General features: G+C 61.4%; 19 protein-coding genes and 1 riboswitch. Of the genes, 9 read left to right on the top strand and 10 right to left on the bottom strand.

The window, feature by feature from the left end; all coding sequences use genetic code 11:
- Both RWK44_RS26835 and RWK44_RS26830 read right to left on the bottom strand, forming a co-directional pair.
- Complete coding sequence (locus RWK44_RS26835; protein WP_222000776.1) at positions 1 to 969, bottom strand: ABC transporter substrate-binding protein; 969 nt, start codon at positions 967 to 969, stop codon at positions 1 to 3.
- 156 nt (positions 970 to 1,125) lie between these two features.
- Positions 1,126 to 2,229: an adenylate/guanylate cyclase domain-containing protein gene (locus RWK44_RS26830; RefSeq protein WP_131663762.1), complete on the bottom strand. Its 1,104-nt coding sequence runs from the start codon at positions 2,227 to 2,229 to the stop codon at positions 1,126 to 1,128.
- 216 nt (positions 2,230 to 2,445) lie between these two features.
- Here RWK44_RS26830 and RWK44_RS26825 point away from each other — a divergent pair, with 216 nt between their 5' ends.
- Positions 2,446 to 2,670 carry a hypothetical protein gene (locus RWK44_RS26825; RefSeq protein ID WP_131643015.1) on the top strand — a complete coding sequence of 75 codons (225 nt, stop codon included), beginning with the start codon at positions 2,446 to 2,448 and terminating at the stop codon, positions 2,668 to 2,670.
- A gap of 114 nt (positions 2,671 to 2,784) precedes the next feature.
- Here the strand turns inward: RWK44_RS26825 and RWK44_RS26820 are convergent, their stop codons facing one another.
- On the bottom strand, positions 2,785 to 3,093 hold the full coding sequence (locus RWK44_RS26820) for a GCG_CRPN prefix-to-repeats domain-containing protein (protein ID WP_131643014.1): 309 nt from the start codon (positions 3,091 to 3,093) through the stop codon (positions 2,785 to 2,787).
- 174 nt (positions 3,094 to 3,267) lie between these two features.
- Positions 3,268 to 3,714 carry an SRPBCC family protein gene (locus tag RWK44_RS26815; protein WP_020050677.1) on the bottom strand — a complete coding sequence of 149 codons (447 nt, stop codon included), beginning with the start codon at positions 3,712 to 3,714 and terminating at the stop codon, positions 3,268 to 3,270.
- A gap of 246 nt (positions 3,715 to 3,960) precedes the next feature.
- Positions 3,961 to 4,103: riboswitch (FMN riboswitch) on the top strand.
- Positions 4,104 to 4,181: 78 nt separating this feature from the next.
- Between RWK44_RS26815 and RWK44_RS26810 the strand changes: the two genes are divergently transcribed.
- Together RWK44_RS26810 and RWK44_RS26805 are read left to right on the top strand one after the other, a co-directional pair.
- Positions 4,182 to 4,616 (top strand): 6,7-dimethyl-8-ribityllumazine synthase, encoded by a 435-nt coding sequence (locus RWK44_RS26810; RefSeq protein WP_131663763.1) that lies wholly within the window; start codon positions 4,182 to 4,184, stop codon positions 4,614 to 4,616.
- Between the two features lie 238 nt (positions 4,617 to 4,854).
- Positions 4,855 to 5,544 (top strand): VOC family protein, encoded by a 690-nt coding sequence (locus RWK44_RS26805; protein ID WP_131663764.1) that lies wholly within the window; start codon positions 4,855 to 4,857, stop codon positions 5,542 to 5,544.
- A gap of 205 nt (positions 5,545 to 5,749) precedes the next feature.
- Here RWK44_RS26805 and RWK44_RS26800 read toward each other — a convergent pair whose 3' ends face one another.
- Both RWK44_RS26800 and RWK44_RS26795 read right to left on the bottom strand, forming a co-directional pair.
- Positions 5,750 to 6,283: a cytochrome b gene (locus RWK44_RS26800; RefSeq protein ID WP_131663765.1), complete on the bottom strand. Its 534-nt coding sequence runs from the start codon at positions 6,281 to 6,283 to the stop codon at positions 5,750 to 5,752.
- Positions 6,264 to 6,740, bottom strand: a complete 477-nt coding sequence (locus tag RWK44_RS26795; protein WP_131663766.1) for a MarR family winged helix-turn-helix transcriptional regulator — start codon at positions 6,738 to 6,740, stop codon at positions 6,264 to 6,266. The genes RWK44_RS26800 and RWK44_RS26795 overlap by 20 nt, the downstream gene beginning before the upstream one ends.
- 98 nt (positions 6,741 to 6,838) lie before the next feature.
- On the opposite strand from RWK44_RS26795, the gene RWK44_RS26790 reads away from it, so the two are divergent.
- Complete coding sequence (locus RWK44_RS26790; protein ID WP_206103079.1) at positions 6,839 to 7,207, top strand: antibiotic biosynthesis monooxygenase family protein; 369 nt, start codon at positions 6,839 to 6,841, stop codon at positions 7,205 to 7,207.
- Positions 7,208 to 7,309: 102 nt separating this feature from the next.
- Here RWK44_RS26790 and RWK44_RS26785 read toward each other — a convergent pair whose 3' ends face one another.
- Positions 7,310 to 8,194: a LysR family transcriptional regulator gene (locus RWK44_RS26785; RefSeq protein WP_316029627.1), complete on the bottom strand. Its 885-nt coding sequence runs from the start codon at positions 8,192 to 8,194 to the stop codon at positions 7,310 to 7,312.
- Positions 8,195 to 8,317: 123 nt separating this feature from the next.
- Between RWK44_RS26785 and ampC the strand changes: the two genes are divergently transcribed.
- Entirely contained in the window at positions 8,318 to 9,475 is a 1,158-nt protein-coding gene (gene ampC / locus RWK44_RS26780; protein ID WP_131663767.1) for a class C beta-lactamase, read from the top strand.
- A gap of 8 nt (positions 9,476 to 9,483) precedes the next feature.
- On the opposite strand, the gene RWK44_RS26775 is transcribed toward ampC, so the two are convergent.
- Positions 9,484 to 10,260 carry a DUF1194 domain-containing protein gene (locus RWK44_RS26775; RefSeq protein WP_131643008.1) on the bottom strand — a complete coding sequence of 259 codons (777 nt, stop codon included), beginning with the start codon at positions 10,258 to 10,260 and terminating at the stop codon, positions 9,484 to 9,486.
- A gap of 112 nt (positions 10,261 to 10,372) precedes the next feature.
- Entirely contained in the window at positions 10,373 to 11,275 is a 903-nt protein-coding gene (locus tag RWK44_RS26770; protein ID WP_131663768.1) for a LysR family transcriptional regulator, read from the bottom strand.
- 191 nt (positions 11,276 to 11,466) lie between these two features.
- Here RWK44_RS26770 and RWK44_RS26765 point away from each other — a divergent pair, with 191 nt between their 5' ends.
- Positions 11,467 to 12,192 (top strand): SDR family NAD(P)-dependent oxidoreductase, encoded by a 726-nt coding sequence (locus RWK44_RS26765; RefSeq protein WP_131643006.1) that lies wholly within the window; start codon positions 11,467 to 11,469, stop codon positions 12,190 to 12,192.
- Positions 12,186 to 12,674, top strand: coding sequence for a RidA family protein (locus RWK44_RS26760; protein ID WP_131643005.1), 489 nt, complete (start codon positions 12,186 to 12,188; stop codon positions 12,672 to 12,674). The genes RWK44_RS26765 and RWK44_RS26760 overlap by 7 nt, the downstream gene beginning before the upstream one ends.
- Before the next feature lie 80 nt (positions 12,675 to 12,754).
- On the opposite strand, the gene RWK44_RS26755 is transcribed toward RWK44_RS26760, so the two are convergent.
- Positions 12,755 to 13,294: a Pycsar system effector family protein gene (locus tag RWK44_RS26755; RefSeq protein WP_131643004.1), complete on the bottom strand. Its 540-nt coding sequence runs from the start codon at positions 13,292 to 13,294 to the stop codon at positions 12,755 to 12,757.
- Between the two features lie 130 nt (positions 13,295 to 13,424).
- On the opposite strand from RWK44_RS26755, the gene RWK44_RS26750 reads away from it, so the two are divergent.
- Together RWK44_RS26750 and RWK44_RS26745 are read left to right on the top strand one after the other, a co-directional pair.
- A complete protein-coding gene (locus RWK44_RS26750) occupies positions 13,425 to 17,183 on the top strand; it encodes a FecR domain-containing protein (RefSeq protein ID WP_316029626.1) in 3,759 nt (1,252 codons plus the stop codon).
- The gene (locus RWK44_RS26745) at positions 17,183 to 19,165 is read left to right on the top strand and encodes an adenylate/guanylate cyclase domain-containing protein (protein ID WP_316029625.1); all 1,983 of its coding nucleotides are present in this window, start codon (positions 17,183 to 17,185) and stop codon (positions 19,163 to 19,165) included. Before RWK44_RS26750 ends, RWK44_RS26745 begins: the two co-directional genes overlap by 1 nt.
- The last annotated feature ends 5 nt before the right edge of the window (positions 19,166 to 19,170 follow it).

Below are 19,170 nucleotides of genomic sequence, written 5' to 3'. Positions count from 1 at the left end.
TTAGTTCTGCAGTTCGGCGGGGATCAACTTGGCGGCCTCCGCCTTGACGTCGACGGCCGGGAACGTGTCGGGATAGAGATAATGTGCGGCCTCGCGCAGGACGATTTCGCGGGCGATCGGGCCATTGGTCTCGACCCACTGGTCGCCGACATAGAAGACCCGGTTGTTCTTGACCGCCGACAGCTGCGACCAGATAGGATTGCTCTCATGCGGGCGATCCGGGCCGGAATCATAGATGAAGATGACCTCGGGGTCCTTCTCCAGCATGGTTTCGAGGCTGAGATCGATGCCGAATTCACCACCTGGGCTCTTCGGCCCCGGAATATTGTCACCGCCGATTGCGGCGACGATCGAAGCCGAGGTATTTTCCGTGTGGAAAGCGAAAGGTGTTGCGCCGCCCCACATGATCAGGAAGCGGGGATTAACATCCTTCGGCGCCTTGCCTGCGTACTCTGCAAGATGCTTGCGGAAATCGGCATTCAGCTGCTCGCCGCGTTCGGTCTTGCCGAGCAGCATCGAAAGCGCGGCGGTTTCGCTGTAGCTCTCTTCGAGCAGTTCCATATTGTAAGCGACATAGGGGGCGATGTTCTGCAGCTGCGCCGCGTTGCCAACGGTATAGCGGCGGATCGCGATGATCAGGTCCGGCTTGGCTTCGGAAAGAAGTTCCAGATTGGGTTTGGCACGCTGGCCGATCTGCTTGATCCCGGAGGTCAGGCCGAGCAGGAAATCGGGTTCGCGGCCCGCCGTCATATAGGTGCTCGCAACGGGCTTGATGCCGAGCGCCAGGGCGACGTCATCGGCGAAATAGGAAATCGAGGCGATCCGCTTCGGTTGTGCCGGGACTTCCACCGTAACGCCGCGGTCATCCACAATCGAGACTTTTTTGTCGTCGTCGGCGTAAGTGGCCCCTGCCATCAGCAGTGCCGATAGCCCCAGGGCAGAGAAAAATGTGCGTGCGTATCGAGCCATGTGTGAAACCTCCCATCCAATGTGCGGACAGGCTTTAGCTAAAAAAGCGGAGTTTCACAATCATGATTTTGCGGTACGATTTCCCGACTGGACAAAATCGCAACTGGGAGAAACCGTCGCATATCCGACTCCATCGGGCAGTGTCCTCTTGACGGCTCAATCCGCCGGCAGCGTGAACACCGCACAAGGGTCGGCAATGCCGCGCAAGGTATGCTCTCCGAGCGGCGTCAGCGCCGTCGCCGTATTCGCTGCCACCGCGCCCGAGATCAGCACGCTTCGGCCGAGCGGCTTGCAGAGCCCTTCCAGCCGGCTGACCAGATTGACGGCGGGGCCGATGGCGGTGAAATCCAGCCGGTCGGCCGCGCCGATATTGCCCCACAGGATTTCGCCGAAATGCAATGCTGCGCCGAAGGGCAGCGGCGCCAGCCCCTGCGCTTGGCGCACCTGGTCGAGATGGGCCATGCCGGCACGGCTCGCGGCAACCGCACGAAGGGCGGCCTCGCAGGCCTCGCGATCCCCTCGGGCAGCGTCTGCCTCGACCGACGCAGCCGTGACCGGAAAGATCGCCAGCACACCGTCGCCCATGAATTTCAGCACCTCGCCCCCGAAAGCATGCACGGCGCCTGCGACGCGGTCGAACCAGGCGTCGAGCGTCGCGATCATTGCGTGCGGCTCGGTTACCTCCGAAAGCGCGGTGAAATCGCGCAGATCGGCGCAGAGAAGAGCGGCACGTATGGTCTCGCCGGTGCCGCGAGCAAGCGCGCCGGCCTGTACCCGGGCGGCACTGCGCCGGCCGAGATAGGCTTCAAGCAGCGCTGCCCGCGCCTCTCGCGCCGCGAGTGCTGCGAGCGGCGCGGCGGCAAATCGCGCGACCTCGCGCAGCCGGTCGGCTTCAGCCGGAGCGAATGCGCCCGACCCTGCCCGGTTGTTGATACCCGCCCAGCCGAGCATGGGACTATCCTGCGAAGGCCCTATTCGCTCCTCCCATACCGGCCCGAGCCCGGCCAGCCAGTCGCGCCCGGCCTCGCTCTGCGGAGCCGCGGCAAAGGCCAGCGCCTCGATGACAGCACCGGTCTCGGCCCGCCATAGCCAGGTGCGCCGCGCAATGATCGGATGCGGCACCGAAAGCGTCAGCGTGCCGCCGGAAAGCGGCAGTCCGTCGGCCAGCAGCCGGCACCCGAGCTCGGCCAGAAACCGTTCGGGACCAAGCGAGGCTCCGGCCTCGTCAACCAGCCAGGCAAGAGGAGACGGCAGATCCATCGCTTAACATCGCACGCCCACGTGGACGTCCGCAAGGACATCCCTGGGTGATCGTGGCGACGCTTCCAGCGACTCGGCCTGTCGCCCGCAAAGGCCGTCCGCATCGACTGTCGAAAACCATTCGGCGCGGTGGAAAACAAAAAAATAAACACTTTAAACTTGCGCGATTTTGGTTCCATTGTAGGGTCATTCGTCATCGTGTGATTGAGGGGTACGATGGGCACGATATGCTGGCCGAAAGATCCGTTGGATGGGAATGACATGACGCTGCTGACGTCGATCCTTCGGCGATGGTGCGAAAGATATCAGGTCGAGCTGACGGCGGAGGAGAGCAGCCGCAAGGCGAAGGAACTCGTCGAATGGTTCGAATTCGGCGTCAAGGATCCGGTCGAGCTCGAAGAACTGATCGACGACAAGTACTGGCTCGCCAGCAGGATCTGACCGTACCGGACAAATCGGGAGGACGCTGCCGGTCAGCGTCGCGAAGCTGTCTCATCAGAAAAGGCCGGGCGAAAATCGCTCCGGCCTTCGTCCATCTACAACTAGGCGAGACCCTTAGTCATAATCCCGCCAACGGCGGTCGCGATCCCAGCGCCTCTCATGGCGCCAGCGCGGGCCATCCCAATCCCGGTGACGCCGCTCCCAGCCCCAGCGGGGCGGGCCACCGTAAAAAGCTACCGGCGGCGGGCGTCTCCAGTTTCGTCGGCATTCGCCCCAGCGCGTCAGATGCCAGCCGCGACCGCAGGCGTAGTCGACCTTTGTGATATTGCTCTGGACATTGATTGTCCCAATCGGCATCGCCTGCGCTGTGCCGAACGAGAGGCTGCCAGCGAGCAAGGCAGCCGCGATAGAAAGTGCCTTCATCGAGAACTCCATTTCAAACCAGCCGTCCACACCTTATGACCGCCGAATTGAACTGGAGATGAATTGCGCGTTCATGTTTGCGGGAGAAAAAGAAGCGCTTCCGCACGGCCGGTCCGAGCGCTGTTGTCGCAACGGCAAGCGCTACAGAACCGCCCCGCCGCCCGCAAAAATTGTTCATGTCCTGCCGTAAAAAGGATCGGGCCCTGGATCGCCCCCGGCGGCGACCTCGGTCAGCCGTCCGAGGTAATGCGCCCAGCCTTCCGCATGGCCGGCGCATTGCTCGGCGCTCGGCAGGCCGCTATGGGTGAGTCGCAGCAGCGTTCCGCCTCCCTGTTCGATCAGATCGATCTCGACCAGGCTCGACCCCGGCGGCACCACCTCGCTGCCGTCCCAGCCGAAGCTGTAGGCAAGGCGATGAACCGGCACCACCTCTCGAAACGAGCCGCGCGCAAAGCGCGCGCCGGTAACGTTGACGAGATAGAGCCCGCCGGGCTGCGGCTCGACCTGCGCCTCCGTTCCCATCCAGCGCAGGATCTTTTCCGGGTCGGTCATCAACGCGAACACCGCGGCCGGCGGCGCCGCGATATGCGCCTCCCGGTGGACGACGAAGGGGTCTTGCATCTCTCTCTCCCATGGTTTCCACGGCCCTGCCCGTCTCCGGTGGAGACGGCGCAGCCTGTCTTGCCGTGTTATTCTGACGTGAATGTCCTCACGCACAGCATGTAGGCGCAAGCCCATCCTCCGCAAGAGGGACTGCCCGTTGCGATCGACCAACAAGCGAAATCGCCGTGTCGGGAGCGCTGATCCAGCATTAGTCGCGAAGCATTTCGGCCTATTGCCAGCCCGTCACCTTCCCCCTATTGTTCGCGCCGTTCTCAGGGCGGGGTGCAAGTCCCTACCGGCGGTATGCAATTTAGATTGCGAGCCCGCGAGCGCCTTCTTCGGAAGGGTCAGCAGATCAGGTGAGATGCCTGAGCCGACGGTCATAGTCCGGATGAAAGAGAACGTGCGTTCCTGCCGCCCTTGCGGCTGTCGGGGACGTTCGTGATCGCCTTGGGTGATGTGTCTGTTCGCCAAAGGAGATTACCATGACACCCACCCGCTATGCCTTCGTCAAAGCCAGTTGGCACGCCGACATCGTCGACCGCGCCCTAGATGGCTTCCATCAGCTTATTCCGCCCGAGCAGATCGATGTGTTCGATGTTCCCGGCGCATTCGAGATCCCGCTGCTGTCGCGCGATCTTGCGGCAACCGGACGCTATGCCGCTGTCGTTGCCGCCGCCTTCGTCGTCGACGGGGGAATCTACCGCCACGAATTCGTCGCCCAGGCCGTCGTCGATGGGCTGATGCGCGCCGGCATGGATACCGGTGTGCCGGTGCTGTCGGTTTCGCTGACGCCGCATCAGTATCAGGAAACCGAGCACCACAAACAGATCTACCGCGCACATTTCGTCGAGAAAGGGCGCGAGGCAGCAAAGGCGGCTCTAACGATCGGCAAGACCCGCGCCGCTCTCGCCGCGTAGGAACTTCCTGCACGCCGGCTCGACGAGCCGCAGGACGACAGACGAAGGTGGCGGGAAACCGACCCCGCCGCCTCATCGGATCGACATGACCTCACCAACCGCACGAATCGAGAGCGACGCGCCGTGTGTCGTAGTGGAATCCGCCAATAATTGATTCGACGACCCCACCGCGCCGTGGTCAACTTGGCCCGTCACGTGTCCGCAATTCTCAAGACATCCAGAACCCAAGGAGCTTAAGATGAGCAATGCACTGCGCAGCGAAACCCCCATTGAAACCCCGAGAACACAGCCCGTCGACACCAAGCTCGAGGTGGTCGTCATCCCCGTTTCCGACGTCGACCGCGCCAAACGTTTTTACGACGGCCTGGGCTGGCGGCTCGACGCCGACTTCGCCAATGATGCCGATTTCCGGGTGATCCAGTTTACTCCGCCCGGCTCCGGCTGCGCGATCATCTTCGGCAAGAACGTCACCGCCGCAGCCCCCGGCTCAGCCCAGGGGCTCTATCTTATCGTCTCCGACATCGAGGCCGCCCGCCGCGATCTCATCGCCCGCGGCGTCGAGGTGAGCGAAGTGTTTCATGACGCGGCCGGCATCTATGCCGGCAAGGACGAACCCTATCTGTTCGGGCGGCTCCGCATTGCCGGCCGCGATCCCGATCACCGCAGCTACCGCTCCTTTGCCTCCTTCAAGGATCCCGATGGCAACGGCTGGCTGTTCCAGGAAGTCACCACGCGCCTGCCGGGACGCATCGACGCCGACGGGACGACGTTCACCACCTCGACCGATCTCGCGTCAGCCATGCGCCGTGCTGCGACCGCGCACGGTGAACACGAGAAGCGAAACGGCGGCAAACACGACGAGAACTGGCCGGACTGGTACGCCGAATACATGGTCAGCGAACAGGCCGGCAAGCAGCTGCCCTTATAGGCAAGGGCGGCGACCAGACGGCGACATCATTTGAGAAAAACATCCCGGCGGGTACCGCACGTACCGCGCCGGGATTTCATCGTGTGTCTTTTCCGCGTGCAACGACCACCATACCATCGAGCCCGTCCTGGTGAGCATTGATCATCGGATTGGAATTGGCAGTAGCCAGCTCCTTTGCCGGCTCGCCAGTCTGCGGGGCTGGATCTCAGCCGCCATACCACATCCGCCGCAGCAGGTGATCGCAGCGGACGAACTGGTGATAGAGCGCAGCGCTGGCATGGAAGACCAGCAGGCCGACGAGCAGGAAGGCGCCGAGCCCATGCGGGCCACGCGGCGGATAGGCGGTGAAATCAGGGAGCGTGGCACCAGCTGCCCCGAAGACGGCGGGAGCAGCCCCGCTGAGGATGATCATCCCGATGCCGCTGGCGACCATGCCGAGAATGAAGATGTAGAAGGCGACGTGAACAAAGCCCGCCAGCCGCTCCTTCCAACGGTGTGATGCCGCCACCGGCGCAGGCTTGCGATCGAAACGCCACCACCAGACGATGCGGAGAGCCGTGAGAAGCAGGACGACGATCGCCACCGGAATGTGGAAGCGCAGCAGCCCTGCCTTGGTCGCGGCATCCATGGCGTTGGCGGCCCGGAAGCCGGAGCCGAGCAGCACCAGGATCAGAACCGCACTCAACCAGTGGATCGAGACCGCTATTGCGCCATAGCGATCAGGCCTGCTCTTCAACATCTCCATGTCCTTCCAGTTTGCTGCGCAGCGCCTTCATGACGGCATGCGTGGTTTTGAGATCCTCGACCTGAAGCCCTTCCGAGAGCATGTCGACCCAGGGAGCCTGCAGGCGCATGGCGGTTTCGTATGCCTGTTTTCCCTTGTCCGTCAGCACGACGAGCTGTGCCCGTCGGTGGTGCGGGTTGGGCTGGAACGCCAGAAGCCCTTCCTTCTCCAGATCGTTGACGATGCGCTGGACGTTCTGGCGGTTGGCCCCCATGTCGCGCGCCAACCACGCGACCGGCTGTGGCCGACCGGCTGTGACGACGGTGCCGAGAACTTGCCAGCGGGCGCTGGTCAGGCCGAGCCCGTCGACAAGCTTGTCGCCCGCGTTGATCATCCGGTTGTTGAGCCGGAAGAGATCCAGAATGAGGTCGGTCAAGGCTGTTCCAGCCGGGGTCCGTCGGGGTTCTCGCATTTGTCACCATATATCTATATTGACATCATAGTGTCAAATTGAATATGTATCCGTATCACCAGATTGACATCATGTAACCAAACCAGATGGAGTCGACCATGTCGCTCATGCGCCCGATGGACCCCGCCTTCCCGATCGATCGCCAAATCGCGATCGATGCCTCCGCGATCGTCCTCATCAACCTCTTCACGCTCGACAAGGCCGACGAGCAGGCCTTCCTTGATGCCTGGCAGGCCGATGCGGCTTTCATGAAACGGCAGCCGGGCTTCATCTCGACCCAGATGCACCGCGCCGTCGGCGAAAGTCCCGCTTATCTCAATTATGCCGTCTGGGAATCGACCGCCGATTTCCGGGCGGCATTTTCGCATCCGGAGTTTCGGGCGAAGCTCTCGGTCTATCCGTCCTCGGCGGTCGCCTCACCGCATCTCTTCCAGAAGATCGCCGTGCCGGGCATCTGTGTGGCGTAAGCAAAGCTGCAGCGTAGAGGCATGGCGGGAGGAGCGCGCCACGAGGCTGACGCCGACCTCTTGAGCGTCGGATGATCTCGGCCTCCGGCTCGCCGGAAGCCGTCATTGCGATGCGGGAGACATCTGCGACGTTATCCAATCGGAAAATGCGAGCATGGCCGCTGTTGGCGGCCTCGATTGCAGTCGGGTTAGCCAGTAGCTCCCCAACGATATGGTCGTAGGAAAAGGTTGTCTGACAGCCCCTGACGACAGATGCCTGGAAAACATCGACGGCGGTGCCAGAGCGATCCCCAGTCCTTGCAGGGCGGCCTCCATCATGGCAAGCGAAGAGTCGAAGACGATACCTGCGTTTATCTGTGCCGCCGGCGGAACGTTCGCTGCCGCAAACCAGGTGCTCCATTCGTCCGCCCTATAGCTTCGCAAAAGCGTCGCCTCGATCATGTCTGCAGGCGACCTTAAACGCTCGGCCAATTTGGGCGTGCACAGAGGCGAGAGCGGAGCGTCGAACAGACGCAGCGCTTCTGTGCCATGCCAGGAGCCGCTGCCGAAGCGAATGGCAAAGTCCAGCCCCTCGGCCGCCATATCGACGCGATTATTGTTTGTCGAAATGCGCACATCGATGAACGGGTGCTGTCGTTGAAAATCCGAAAGCCTTGGCAACAACCAGCCGACGGCGAACGTCCCGACCACGCCCAGGAACAGCAATTCCCGAACCTGCCCGGCTTCAATCCGGTCCAGCGTGATCGCCATCTGATCGAAGGAATTGGTCAGGGTCGGCAAAAGAGCTTCGCCTTCTGCGGTGATTTTCAAGCCTCTTGGGAGGCGCTGAAAAAGCGCAGCCCCCAATCGCTTCTCCAGGCTTTTGACCTGCTGGCTTACAGCCGCCTGGGTAACGCAAAGCTCGATGGCGGCCCGGGTGAAGCTGAGATGTCTTGCCGATGCTTCGAAAGCCCTCAGGCCATTTAAAGGGAGGAATTGCCGAACCATCTTAGCCCTAGATTTTCTTGGATCTCCTCCGAGATATCATCGTTTGCCGCCACAAAACAGTGCCGTTAAATGCCGTCCTCATGCGCTTTTGCGCTGATTAAAAGCTGCGTGCGGAGGATGAGAATGAATCGGAACTGGATAAAAACTCTATCGGCCGCCTTGGTCTCGACATGCATTTCCACAAGCGGCTTTGCGGCCGACGAGATGAAACTGAAAGCCATCTCGGACGCAGCGGTAAAGCCGATCATGGATAAATACGGCATTCCGGGCATGGCCGTCGCCATCGCCGTTGACGGAGAGGACCACATCTTCAACTACGGTGTCGAGTCGAAGGACACAGGCAGGCCCGTCACCCCGGCAACCATGTTCGAACTGGGATCGATCAGCAAAACTTTTACAGTCACCCTCACCTCTTACGCGGACGTGACCGGCCAACTTTCGCTGTCGGACAAGGCAAGCAAATATCTTCCGGCTATGAAAGGAAGACCCTTCGGCGATGTCGCGCTGATGAATTTGGGCACGCACACGGCTGGCGGATTTCCGCTGCAAGTTCCCGATGAAGTCAAAACCGAAAAACAGCTGATGGAGTATTTCGCAGGCTGGAAACCATCACATGCCGCCGGAACGCACCGAACATACGCCAATCCAAGCATCGGCGCGCTCGGATATATAACGGCAAAAAGCATGGGCAAAGACTTCGCAGCTCTTATGGAAGACCAATTGTTTGCTTCTCTCGGGTTGACGAGCACCTATATCAATGTGCCGAAATCGAAAATGGCCGACTATGCCCAAGGCTACAAGCGAAGCGGCGAGCCGGCTCGGATGACACCCGCCACTCTTTCGTCCGAGGCCTATGGAGTGAAATCCACAGCAAGCGACATGATCCGGTTCATCGACGCAAACATGGGACTGGTCGAATTGGACGGAAAGCTCCAGCAGGCGATCACCAATACGCACAGGGGATACTTCGATGTCGGCGCGATGACCCAAGACCTTATTTGGGAACAGTATTCCTATCCCGCGACATTGACGACGCTGATGGACAACAATTCCGGCGCGATGCTCAAGACCATTCCCGTCAAGCAACTGATGCCGGCAATGAAACCGCGCGACGATGTGTGGATCAATAAAACCGGCTCAACGAATGGTTTCGGCGCATATGTAGCGTTCGTCCCGAAAGAGCGGGTTGGTATCGTCATTCTGGCCAACAAAAACTATCCCAACGAGGACCGCGTCTCCGCCGCTTACCAGATACTGACTGAAATAACTTCGGCGCGTTGATCCGAGCATCAACGGTCGAAGATGTCCCGCCATTGCTTCTCACCGATCAGGCAGTCGGCGCCCGTCTCGGCGCCGGCTGTTTTCTGCACCGTCGCCGGCGGGGAAATGCCGCTGATCTCCAGCACCAGCTTGCGGCGCACGGCAACGGCGAAATCCTCGATCTTGCGGACCGGCAGCACGAAGGCGCCGGGACCGCCGATCACGCAATCCGCATAATATTTATCGAGCCCGTTGGGCGCATCGGAAGGCCGCAGCATGATGGCGAGGCCATTGATAATCATGCCGGCTTCTATCGCCTTGTCGCGGGCGGGGGTGACGGGATCGCCGGAATTGTTCGGTCCATCGCCGGAGACATCGATCACCTGCCGCCTGGACTGAAAGGGACTGGAAACGATCATGCTGGCCCCCTGGGCGATCGCGGTGGAGATCGATGTGCGCCGCTGCGTGGCAATCGGCCGGGCTTCGAGCTTGTCGGCAAAAGCGATCGCGTCCTTTTCCGTCTCGATCACCTGCCAGTCGATGACGGAATCCTGGACGACATAGCCAGCCCATTCGAAATAGCTGATGGCGATGCGGCCGGTCAGCCCGCCCTTCACCGCGTCAATGAATTCCTTGTGCTTGAGCGCTTCGACATAACCCTCGCGCTGGATGCCGATCTCCTCGAAGTCCATCGACCGCGAAGTGTCGACGGCAAGCACGAGGGTCACATCGACTTCGCTTCCCGCCGCCTGCGCGATAGGGACGAGGCCGGAAAGACCCATAAGCACCGCAAGTGTCGTCAGCATTGGCAATCCAATCCCTGCGCCATCCAAGCCGGCGAACTCTAACACAGCTTGGCCGACGCAGATCGCTCGGCCCCGCGTACGGCTTCAATTTTCGGTGATGGAATTGGAGGCCTCAATGCAGGGGAAGCCACAAGGGGGTCTTCCATGCTTTCAGCGCCTCGAGAAATACCTGCAATCGGGAGGGCAGGAAGCGGCGCGTGGGATAGACGGCGTGCACGAAAATTTCCTCGGACGACCAGTCCGGCAGCAGGCGGACGAGTTCGCCTCTTCTGATCTGCTCGTCGCAATAAGTCGAAGGCAGCAGGCCGATGCCGTGTCCGCGATAGGTAAAGGCGCTCACCGCATCGAAATCCCGGCTCGATACCGGCCCCGACACATGCAGGCGAACCGATTTGCGACCGCTCACGAGATGCCATTCCGCCTCGCCGTTGCGGCCATTCAAGAGAACGCACTGATGGTCCTTCAGCTCTTCGGGTTTGGTGGGAAGCACCCTGCCCTTCAGATACTCCGGTGCGGCGACCAGATAGCGCACGCTCTTGCCGAGCCGCTGCGCCACGATGGAGGAATCCTTGAGTTCGCCGAAGCGGATGCCGAGATCGACATTCTCGGCGACCAGATCGAGGAACAGGTTGGTGACGAAGAGATCGATCTGAATATTGGGATAGGTCTTCAGGAAGGCTGAGATGAATTCGTAGAAGACCTCCTGCCCGAAGATGACAGGCACGGAGATCTTCAGCAGACCTTCCGGTTTTCTCTGTGTCTCGGTGAGCGCCTGCTCGGCGTCGACGAGATGAGCGAGCGGTTCGCTGCACCTGTCGCAATAGGCCCGCCCCTGCGCGGTCAGGCTCAGTTTGCGGGTCGTGCGCTGTATAAGCGTCACGCCGAGCTGCTCCTCCAGCGACGTCACCTTCCGGCTGACGGTCGATACCGGCATGCCGAGGGAATGGGCAGCACGGCTGAAGCTGCCATACTGCGCCACCTTCACGAAAACGGCGATGTCGTTCAGATCGGCCATGCGCTGATTTTTGCATGGACGCAAAAGAGAATCCAGATATTTCCATCTAATCGAGGAATTGAGTTTTCGCCATATTCACCTTGCGAAAACAACAACCGGATGGAGGCGCATTCGCAGCAGCCCCATCTCGAGCAACCCCGCCTTTGCAACCGTAAGGCCCGCGTTGCCCGAACCAGATTATGGAGATCAACATGACTACGAGAAAAACAGTCATCGTCACAGGCGCCTCCCAGGGTATCGGAGCCGGCCTTGTCAACGCCTTCATCCAGCGCGGCTATAATGTCGTCGCTACCTCGCGCCAAGTCAGCGCTTCGAACGCCTTCCAAGCCTCCGACAAGCTGGCGCTCGTCGACGGCGACATTGGCGATGCCGAAACCGCAGCGCGGGTGGCAAGGACCGCAATCGATCGCTTCGGCTCGATCGACGCGCTCGTCAACAATGCCGGCATTTTCCTGGCTAAGCCGTTCGTCGATTTCACGATGGCCGACTTCGAGAAATTGTCCTCCACCAATCTCGAAGGCTTCATTCATCTGACGCAACAGGTCGTCAGGCAGATGCTTGCGCAGAAAACCGGCGGCAGCGTCGTCAGCATTACCACCCCATTGACCGACCATCCGATCGCCGGCTTCTCCGCCTCGGTTTCGATGATGACAAAGGGCGGCATCAACGCGATTTCCAAGAACCTCGCGATGGAATATGCGAACGAGGGAATTCGCTTCAATATCGTCGCTCCCGGCGTGGTGGACACGCCGTTGCACAAAGACAACCCAAAGGACTTCCTGAGGACGCTGTCGCCGATGGCAGGCATCTCCAATGTCGAGGAGATCGCCGATGCAGTCGTCTTCCTCACCGAAGCTCCGCGTGTCACCGGGGAGGTGCTGCACGTCGACGGCGGCGCACATCTGGGCAAATGGTAGACCATGCAAAAGCTGAGGCAGCCGGCGCGGAACGGCGGCTGCAGGACCTCGGCATCGCCCTTCCCCCACCGCCGACGCCCTTGGGCGCGTATATCGAAGCGGTCAGAACCGGCAAGCTGGTCTTCTTCAGCGGCATGCTGCCGGTCGTCGACCGCAAGCCCCGCTATATCGGCCGCGTCGGCGGCGCGCTGACGGCCGAAGACGGCAGGAAGGCCGCCGAGACAGCGACCCTTAGCGCCCTTGCGGCCGCCAGGGAATATCTCGGTTCGCTGGACAGGGTGGCGAAGGTCGTCAAGCTCGGCGTCTACATCGCCACCGAAGGCGATTTTCGCGACCACCCAAAGGTCGCCGACGGGGCATCCGAAATGCTGCTCCAGGTCTTCGGCGAAGATAAACTCTCCGGCCGAATCGTCCTCGGCGTGGCCAGCCTGCCATTAGGCGTGCCGATCGAGCTCGAGCTCGTTCTCGAGATCGAAGATTGAACGGACGGGCGCGCCCTCGGCGCGCCCTGCATTCTTGGCCGCCTGCGCTCAGAGCGTTCGCTGGTTCGCCGCTTACTCCCTCACACAGCAATCAACAGCAGCACATAGGCGATCACGCTTACCATCAGCCCACGAAACGCGAAGGTGACGCAGCGGTATTTGTTGCGAGCGATGGCCGATAGAATGTTGGCGTTTTCGAGATACTGGTCGAAGAGGTAGCGCTCGTCACGGCGTAGCGCGGCCTCGAAGAACATATCGCGATGATCAGGCCAGGCGCCCCAGAATAGCGAGGTGGAGGTGCCGAGACGCCGCGGCAGCACGACAAGAATTGCCGACAGGATCGAGAAGACCGAGGCTGCCGCAAGCAGGCCGGAAAAGAGCATGCTGCCCGGTGTGCCGCCGGTGTAACGCGTCAGGCTGAACACGGCCCTCACCTCGCTGGAGCTTACCAGAAAAGCGAGCATGAAAGTAAAGATATAGGCGGCCTTTTGGTCGGATATCTTGATCTGATCATAAAATATGTCGTTGATTTTCTTGATATGATCGAAATACTCGGTGCTGACGTCCCCGCTCGAGGGCTTGCTCAGCATAACCTCAGTGGCATTTTCGAATTCGCTCACCTGAATACTCCATACCCTAAAGTGTTTCCCTGATATTACACTTCGCGACGAAAGCAAGAACACGTGTGCAACATGCTTGACTTTTCCACTCTACACGGACAAAGGGGGAGCGGGGTATGGGGTCGAGGACATGCGGGGTTATTCCAGTAACATCTGTCGCGTCGGGATGGCGCTGGCTTTTGCCGTGCCCGGTTTCGGGCTGCCGGCGATGGCCGATCCCGTGCCGCGTGCCACGCCGGTCGCCGGCTCCGTCATCGCCCGCAAGATCGGCGAGGAAGTCCGCTTCATCGACGTGTCGGACTGGCGCGTCGTCGATATCAATCAGGATCTTTTGACCGGCGACGTGCTGCGCACCAATGCCAACGGCCAGCTCGCCATCGTTTTTTCCGATCACACTCAGGTCCGCCTCGGCCGCAATTCCTCGCTTCAGGTCAAGAAGATGGCTGCCGGCGGCGATACCGTACTCAATCTCCAATCCGGCACCATCTGGGCACGCGCCGAGCGCGGTGGCCAGGGCCTGACGGTGGAAACACCGGCCGCCGCCGCCGCCATCCGCGGCACGGACTGGACGATGACCGTCGAGGGCGCCAAGACCTCGATGATCGTGCTCGAAGGCCGCGTGGCGCTCAGCAACCCGCAGGGCAGCGTCGAGGTGAACGAGGGCGAAGGAGCGGTCGCCACCATTGGCCAGGCGCCGACCAAGATCATCAGCGTCAATCCCGATGACCGCGAACAGATGCTCTTCTATCTGGACCTGCGCGACGGCTTCGACCTGATGCCGACTTCGCCGCTGCGGGCCGACCGCATGGCGACGGAACGCCGCCGCCTGCTGGCGCTGCCGCCGGAGCGCCGCACCACCGAAGACTGGCTTGAACTTGCCGAAGTGCAGAGCGCCTTCGACGGACGCCATGCTGCAGCCGCAACGCTGAAGAATATCCGCGATCGCAAACTGACGACAGCCCAGCAGGCGCGTGTCGACCTGATCGACGCCACCATCGCCGGCTCGGAAAAGCGTTATGGCGATGCCGCCAAGCTCTTTCAGAAGGCCCTGCCGCACCTCGACCCGACACGCCGCAACATGGCTCAATATGGCGGATATTTCGCCCGTTCACTGGCCGACCCCGCCCATGCCGAACAGCCGCCGGCCAACACCACTGGCCCCTATGGCGCGATCATGGAGGCCTATACGACAGGCTTCCTAAAAAACCCGCGCGCAGCGCTCGATATCATAAAGAAAGCGGAGCAGCGTTATCCCGATGATCCGACCCTGCCGGCGGTTCGCGCCCAGTTGGCGGAGCTCACCGACGACCGTGAGCAGATGAAGGAAGCGATAGAGCGCTCGCTGTCGCTCGACCCCGATCATCCGATGGCGCTGTCGGCCCGTGCCGGCTACAAGGCGACCTATGAAAGCGATATCAACGGCGCGCTTGCGGACCTGAACCGCGCCATCGCGCTTGCCCCCGGCGCATCAGGCACACTGAATTCTCTCGGCCTGCTGCAAAGCTCGCGCGATGCCAATGGCGAAGCGGAAAAGGCGTTCAAGAAGGCGATCGAGCTCGATCCGCAGGACCCGCTGCTGCACGCGAACCTCGCAATCCTCTATCTCGATCAGGCGCGCATGAAGGAAGCCAAGCGCGAGATCGACACCGCGATCGCTCTCGATCCGTCCTTCGATCACGCCCTGCTTGCTCGCGGCCGCTATTACCTGCAGACCGGCGAGCGCGACAAGGCGCTGGCAGATCTGCTCGCCGCCAGCACCGCCAATCCCGCGCATTCGCAATCGCAGTTCATGCTTGCGGCCGCCCATTACGAAAAGGGCGACCGGCTTCCGTCCGAACAGGCGCTCGACAACGCCGACCGCCTCGACGATGACGATCCTGTTATCTCGTCCTTCCGCACCGCGATCGATATCGACGACTACGATGCGGATGGCGCGATCCGCAACGCGCAAGAATTCCTGCGCCGCTCGCGCGCCCGCGGCGGCGATTACAGCGGCCTCGGCGCCAATGCGAGCGCCGGTTCGACACTGAACGACGCCTTCCGCCTGCAAGGATTGGATGCCTGGGGCCGCTATTACGGCGATGCCGTCTTCGATCCTTTCAACGGCACCGGTTATATCGATCAGTCGATCAAGGGCAGCATCTTTCCTTTCGTCAACGCGACCAGCTTCAGCGACGACAATATCATCCAAAACCGCGGCAACGCGTCAAGCTACTCATCCTTCATCCAGGGCCTGCTGCTTTCGCCGCACATGCTTTCCGGCCGCTCACGCTCGGTAACCCTGTTTGACGTGCCCTTCATCGAAGGCTCGCTCGGCGGCGGCATCAACAGTGTCGACGGCCATACGAGGCGTATCGGCGAAGCCGAAATCCAGGGCTATTCGAACGCGACGATCCCGATCAGCTTCTACGGCAACCTCAACTGGGAAGAGATTGCGCGTGACGGCAACTACACGGACTTCGGCGGCTTCTCCACCGACAACAAGATCCTCAGCGGCAACGGCTATCTCACCGCGACGATCACGCCGGACGATCGCGTGGTGGCCTTCGTCAACCACGCCAAGAGCGACGGAGCGCTGAACGCTCTTTCGCAAGGCAGCGCCTTGACGGATTTTCTGAACGCTCTCGGCGCCGGCATTCCAACGTCGATCTCATCGCAATTCTCCGACCGCTACAATGAGAGCGAGTTAACGAATGCCGGTATCGGCTGGAGCCACACCTTCAGCTATGACAACATCCTGAACGGCGCGTTTTTCTATTCCCAAAGAAAATCGCAGACGGACAATTTCCTGAGGGTTGATGATGCGCCTGTTCTAGGTTTGCGCGATCCCGATATCATTCCGTTCCTCGATGCAACCGAGGACACAAGCTCGGAAACTTACATCTGGGCTCTCAATCACTCTATCGATACAGGCCCGCTGACCTGGCGGTACGGCATCGAGCGCGGCTGGATCGATGCCAGCACGACCACCTCCTCACGCCTTCATGAACTCTTTCCGCGTCTGCTCATCCTTCCGGAAATCATCGATGGTCCCAATACCCTGAGCAACACGATCGACATCGGCCGCGCTTATGTGGACGTCCTGCACGAGATTACACCCGATCTGAAGGCAGAATATGCGCTGTTCGGCACGCAACTGACGGGCGACGGTGTCGATGTCAGCCGGCTAGAGCCACGTTTCGGCGTTGCCTGGGCGCCGGTCCAGAACCACTGGCTGCGTGCTGCCTTCATGCGCCAGAGCGTGGAAACCGGCGTTCCCACTCTCGCCCCGGTCGGCATCCTCGGCCTGCAGACCAACCAGTATTCGGTGGGCATCGAAGGTTATAGCGATACAGTCGCGCTGCAATGGGACGCCGAGTGGACCGACCGTTTCTTCACCTCGGTCGAATACCAGCACCAGGAACTGCATGATTTCTCGATTGACTTTCCGCTGATCTCGCTTCCGGCGGCCGACAGCCTGCCGCTGTCGCGCGGCAGCGTCGACCGCGCCGCCGTGACTGCCAACGTCGCGCTCGGCTACGGTTTCGGCCTCTCCGCCACTTACGCCTACATGGAATCGGAGAACAAGGACCCGCTGGAACCGAATTACGGCGGTTCCCTGCCGTTCATCCCGAAGAATTCCGGCCAGATCGCACTGACCTGGGTCAATGAAGCCAAGGTCAAGGCGACGGTGGCGGCCAATTATATCGGCGAGCGCGACGGCGACGATCTCGGCACCAAGCTCGACGATTACTGGAGCCTCGACGCCCACCTGGTCTGGGAACCGTTCGACAAGCGCATCGAGCTGGAGGCAGCCGCCTATAACCTGCTCGACGAGGAGTTCGAGATCACCCCCGGCGTGCCCGGCTGGGGCCGCGCCTTCAAGGGCACGCTCAAAGTCCGCTTCTGATGCGGGCGCAGAAAAAGCCTCGGCAGGTCAGACCGGCCCGCGGGCAGGCCGAAAGCCGCCGCCTCCGTCTGCTGGTGCTGTCGCTTACCGTCCTGATCGCCATCTCGTTTCTGTCGCGCCTGCCCGCCTGGTCGCTGCTGGAGCTCAGAAGCTTCGACTATCTCTCGACCGTCGACGATCCCCGCCCGCCACCCGGCGGACCCGTCATCGTCGCGATCGACGAACCGTCGCTTGCCGATATCAACGCGCAATGGCCCTGGCCGCGCAGCCTTCATGCCCAACTAGTAACCCAGTTGCGCGCCGCCGGCGCCCGCGTCATCGGCCTCGACATCATCCTGGCAGAACCCTCGACCCCGGAGAACGACAACGCGATCACTAACGCCGTCGGCCCGGATGTCGTCCTTGCCGGCGACGAGACGTTGATCGAGACGCCGCAAGCCACGCAACTCATCCGCGTCACCCCGCTGCAGCAACTGACCGAAGCGGGAGCGAAGACCGGCATTGCCTCCGTCGATCTTGGCGGCGATGGCACTTTCCGGCGGATTCCGGCCTATGAGGACGGGTTTGCCGCAACGCTGGCGAAAGCGTCTGGAACGATTTCGGCAACCCTGCCGGCGGGCCAGCTTATCCAATCATTCGGCCCGGCCCGCTCCTATCCCACGGTCTCCTATTACCAGGCGCTCGATCCCGCACATCTTCTGCCGCCGGATTATTTCAAGGGTCGCGTCGTGCTCGTTGGCCTCAGCCTGCAGAACGCGCCGGTGATCGATAAGGGCGGCGTCGATGCCTTTGCCACGTCCTATACCGTCCACACCGGCACGTTGACCTCGGGCGTCGAAATCCAAGCGACGATCTACGACAATATCCGCCGTGGCCTGTCGATCGAAGAAGCTCGCCTCCCGGTGGTGGCCGCCTGTATCCTCATATCGGTCCTGCTTGCCGCCGCCACCGTCTGGCGCTCGACGGGATGGCTGACGATCGTGACCAGCGCAGCTGCCCTTCTCGCCTTCGCGGCCCTCAGCTTTGCCGGTATCCGGCTTGCCCATATCTTCGTCGCGCCGCTCGGGCCGACGGTCGCCTATATCTCGGTCGTCTTCGGCCAAGCCGCCTTCGACTACGCCGAAGAGCGCCGCAACAAGCGCCAGATCATCCGCGCCTTCGCACAATATATCTCGCCCGATCTCGTCCGGCGCCTGTCGCAGGATCCCTCGCAGCTGAAGCTCGGCGGCGAGCGGCGCACGCTGTCGGTGTTGTTTTCCGATGTGCGTGGGTTCACCACCATCGCCGAGACCTTGAAGGATGATCCGGAGCAGCTGACCGGCCTGATCAACCGGCTGCTGACGCCGCTTTCCGACGTGGTGATGGATCATGGCGGCACGATCGACAAATATATGGGCGATTGCATTATGGCCTTCTGGAACGCGCCGCTCGACGATCCCGATCATGCCCTGCACGCCGTCAAAGCCTCGCTCGCGATGCAGGCAGCGATATCGAGCCTGAACCGTGAGCTGGAGCGGGAGGCGGCGATGCGCGGCGGCAGGCCGCATGTATTGAAGATGGGCGTCGGCATCAACACCGGCGAATGCATCGTCGGCAATATGGGCTCGACCCGCCGCTTCGACTATTCCTGCCTCGGCGACAGCGTCAATCTTGCCTCCCGCCTCGAAGGCGCCTCGAAGAATTATGGCGTGGCCCTGCTGCTCGGCGAGGAGACCGCAAGGCTGGTCGCCGGCACCTACACGGTCGTCGAGCTCGATCGCATCATCGTCAAAGGTCGCACCGTACCTTCGCCGGTCTATACCGTCGTGCACAGGGCCGAAGCCGAAGCCCTTGCCGCCCACCAGGCCTTCATCGCGGCGAAATACGCCGGCACCCTTGCGCCATCCGACCCCGCCTTCGACAGGCTGGCCGCCGATATTCCCGAGCTTGCCCCCTATTACGTGATCGTCCGGGAGGCGCTGGTCGAGTCCGGCGAGGAATAACCGCG

Origin of the sequence: Rhizobium sp. 25PS6 (assembly GCF_032464655.1) — a bacterium.
GTDB classification, from domain to species: domain Bacteria; phylum Pseudomonadota; class Alphaproteobacteria; order Rhizobiales; family Rhizobiaceae; genus Rhizobium; species Rhizobium laguerreae.
The sequence above is the reverse complement of the archived record's forward strand: the minus strand, read 5'-3'. Positions and strand labels throughout refer to the sequence as shown.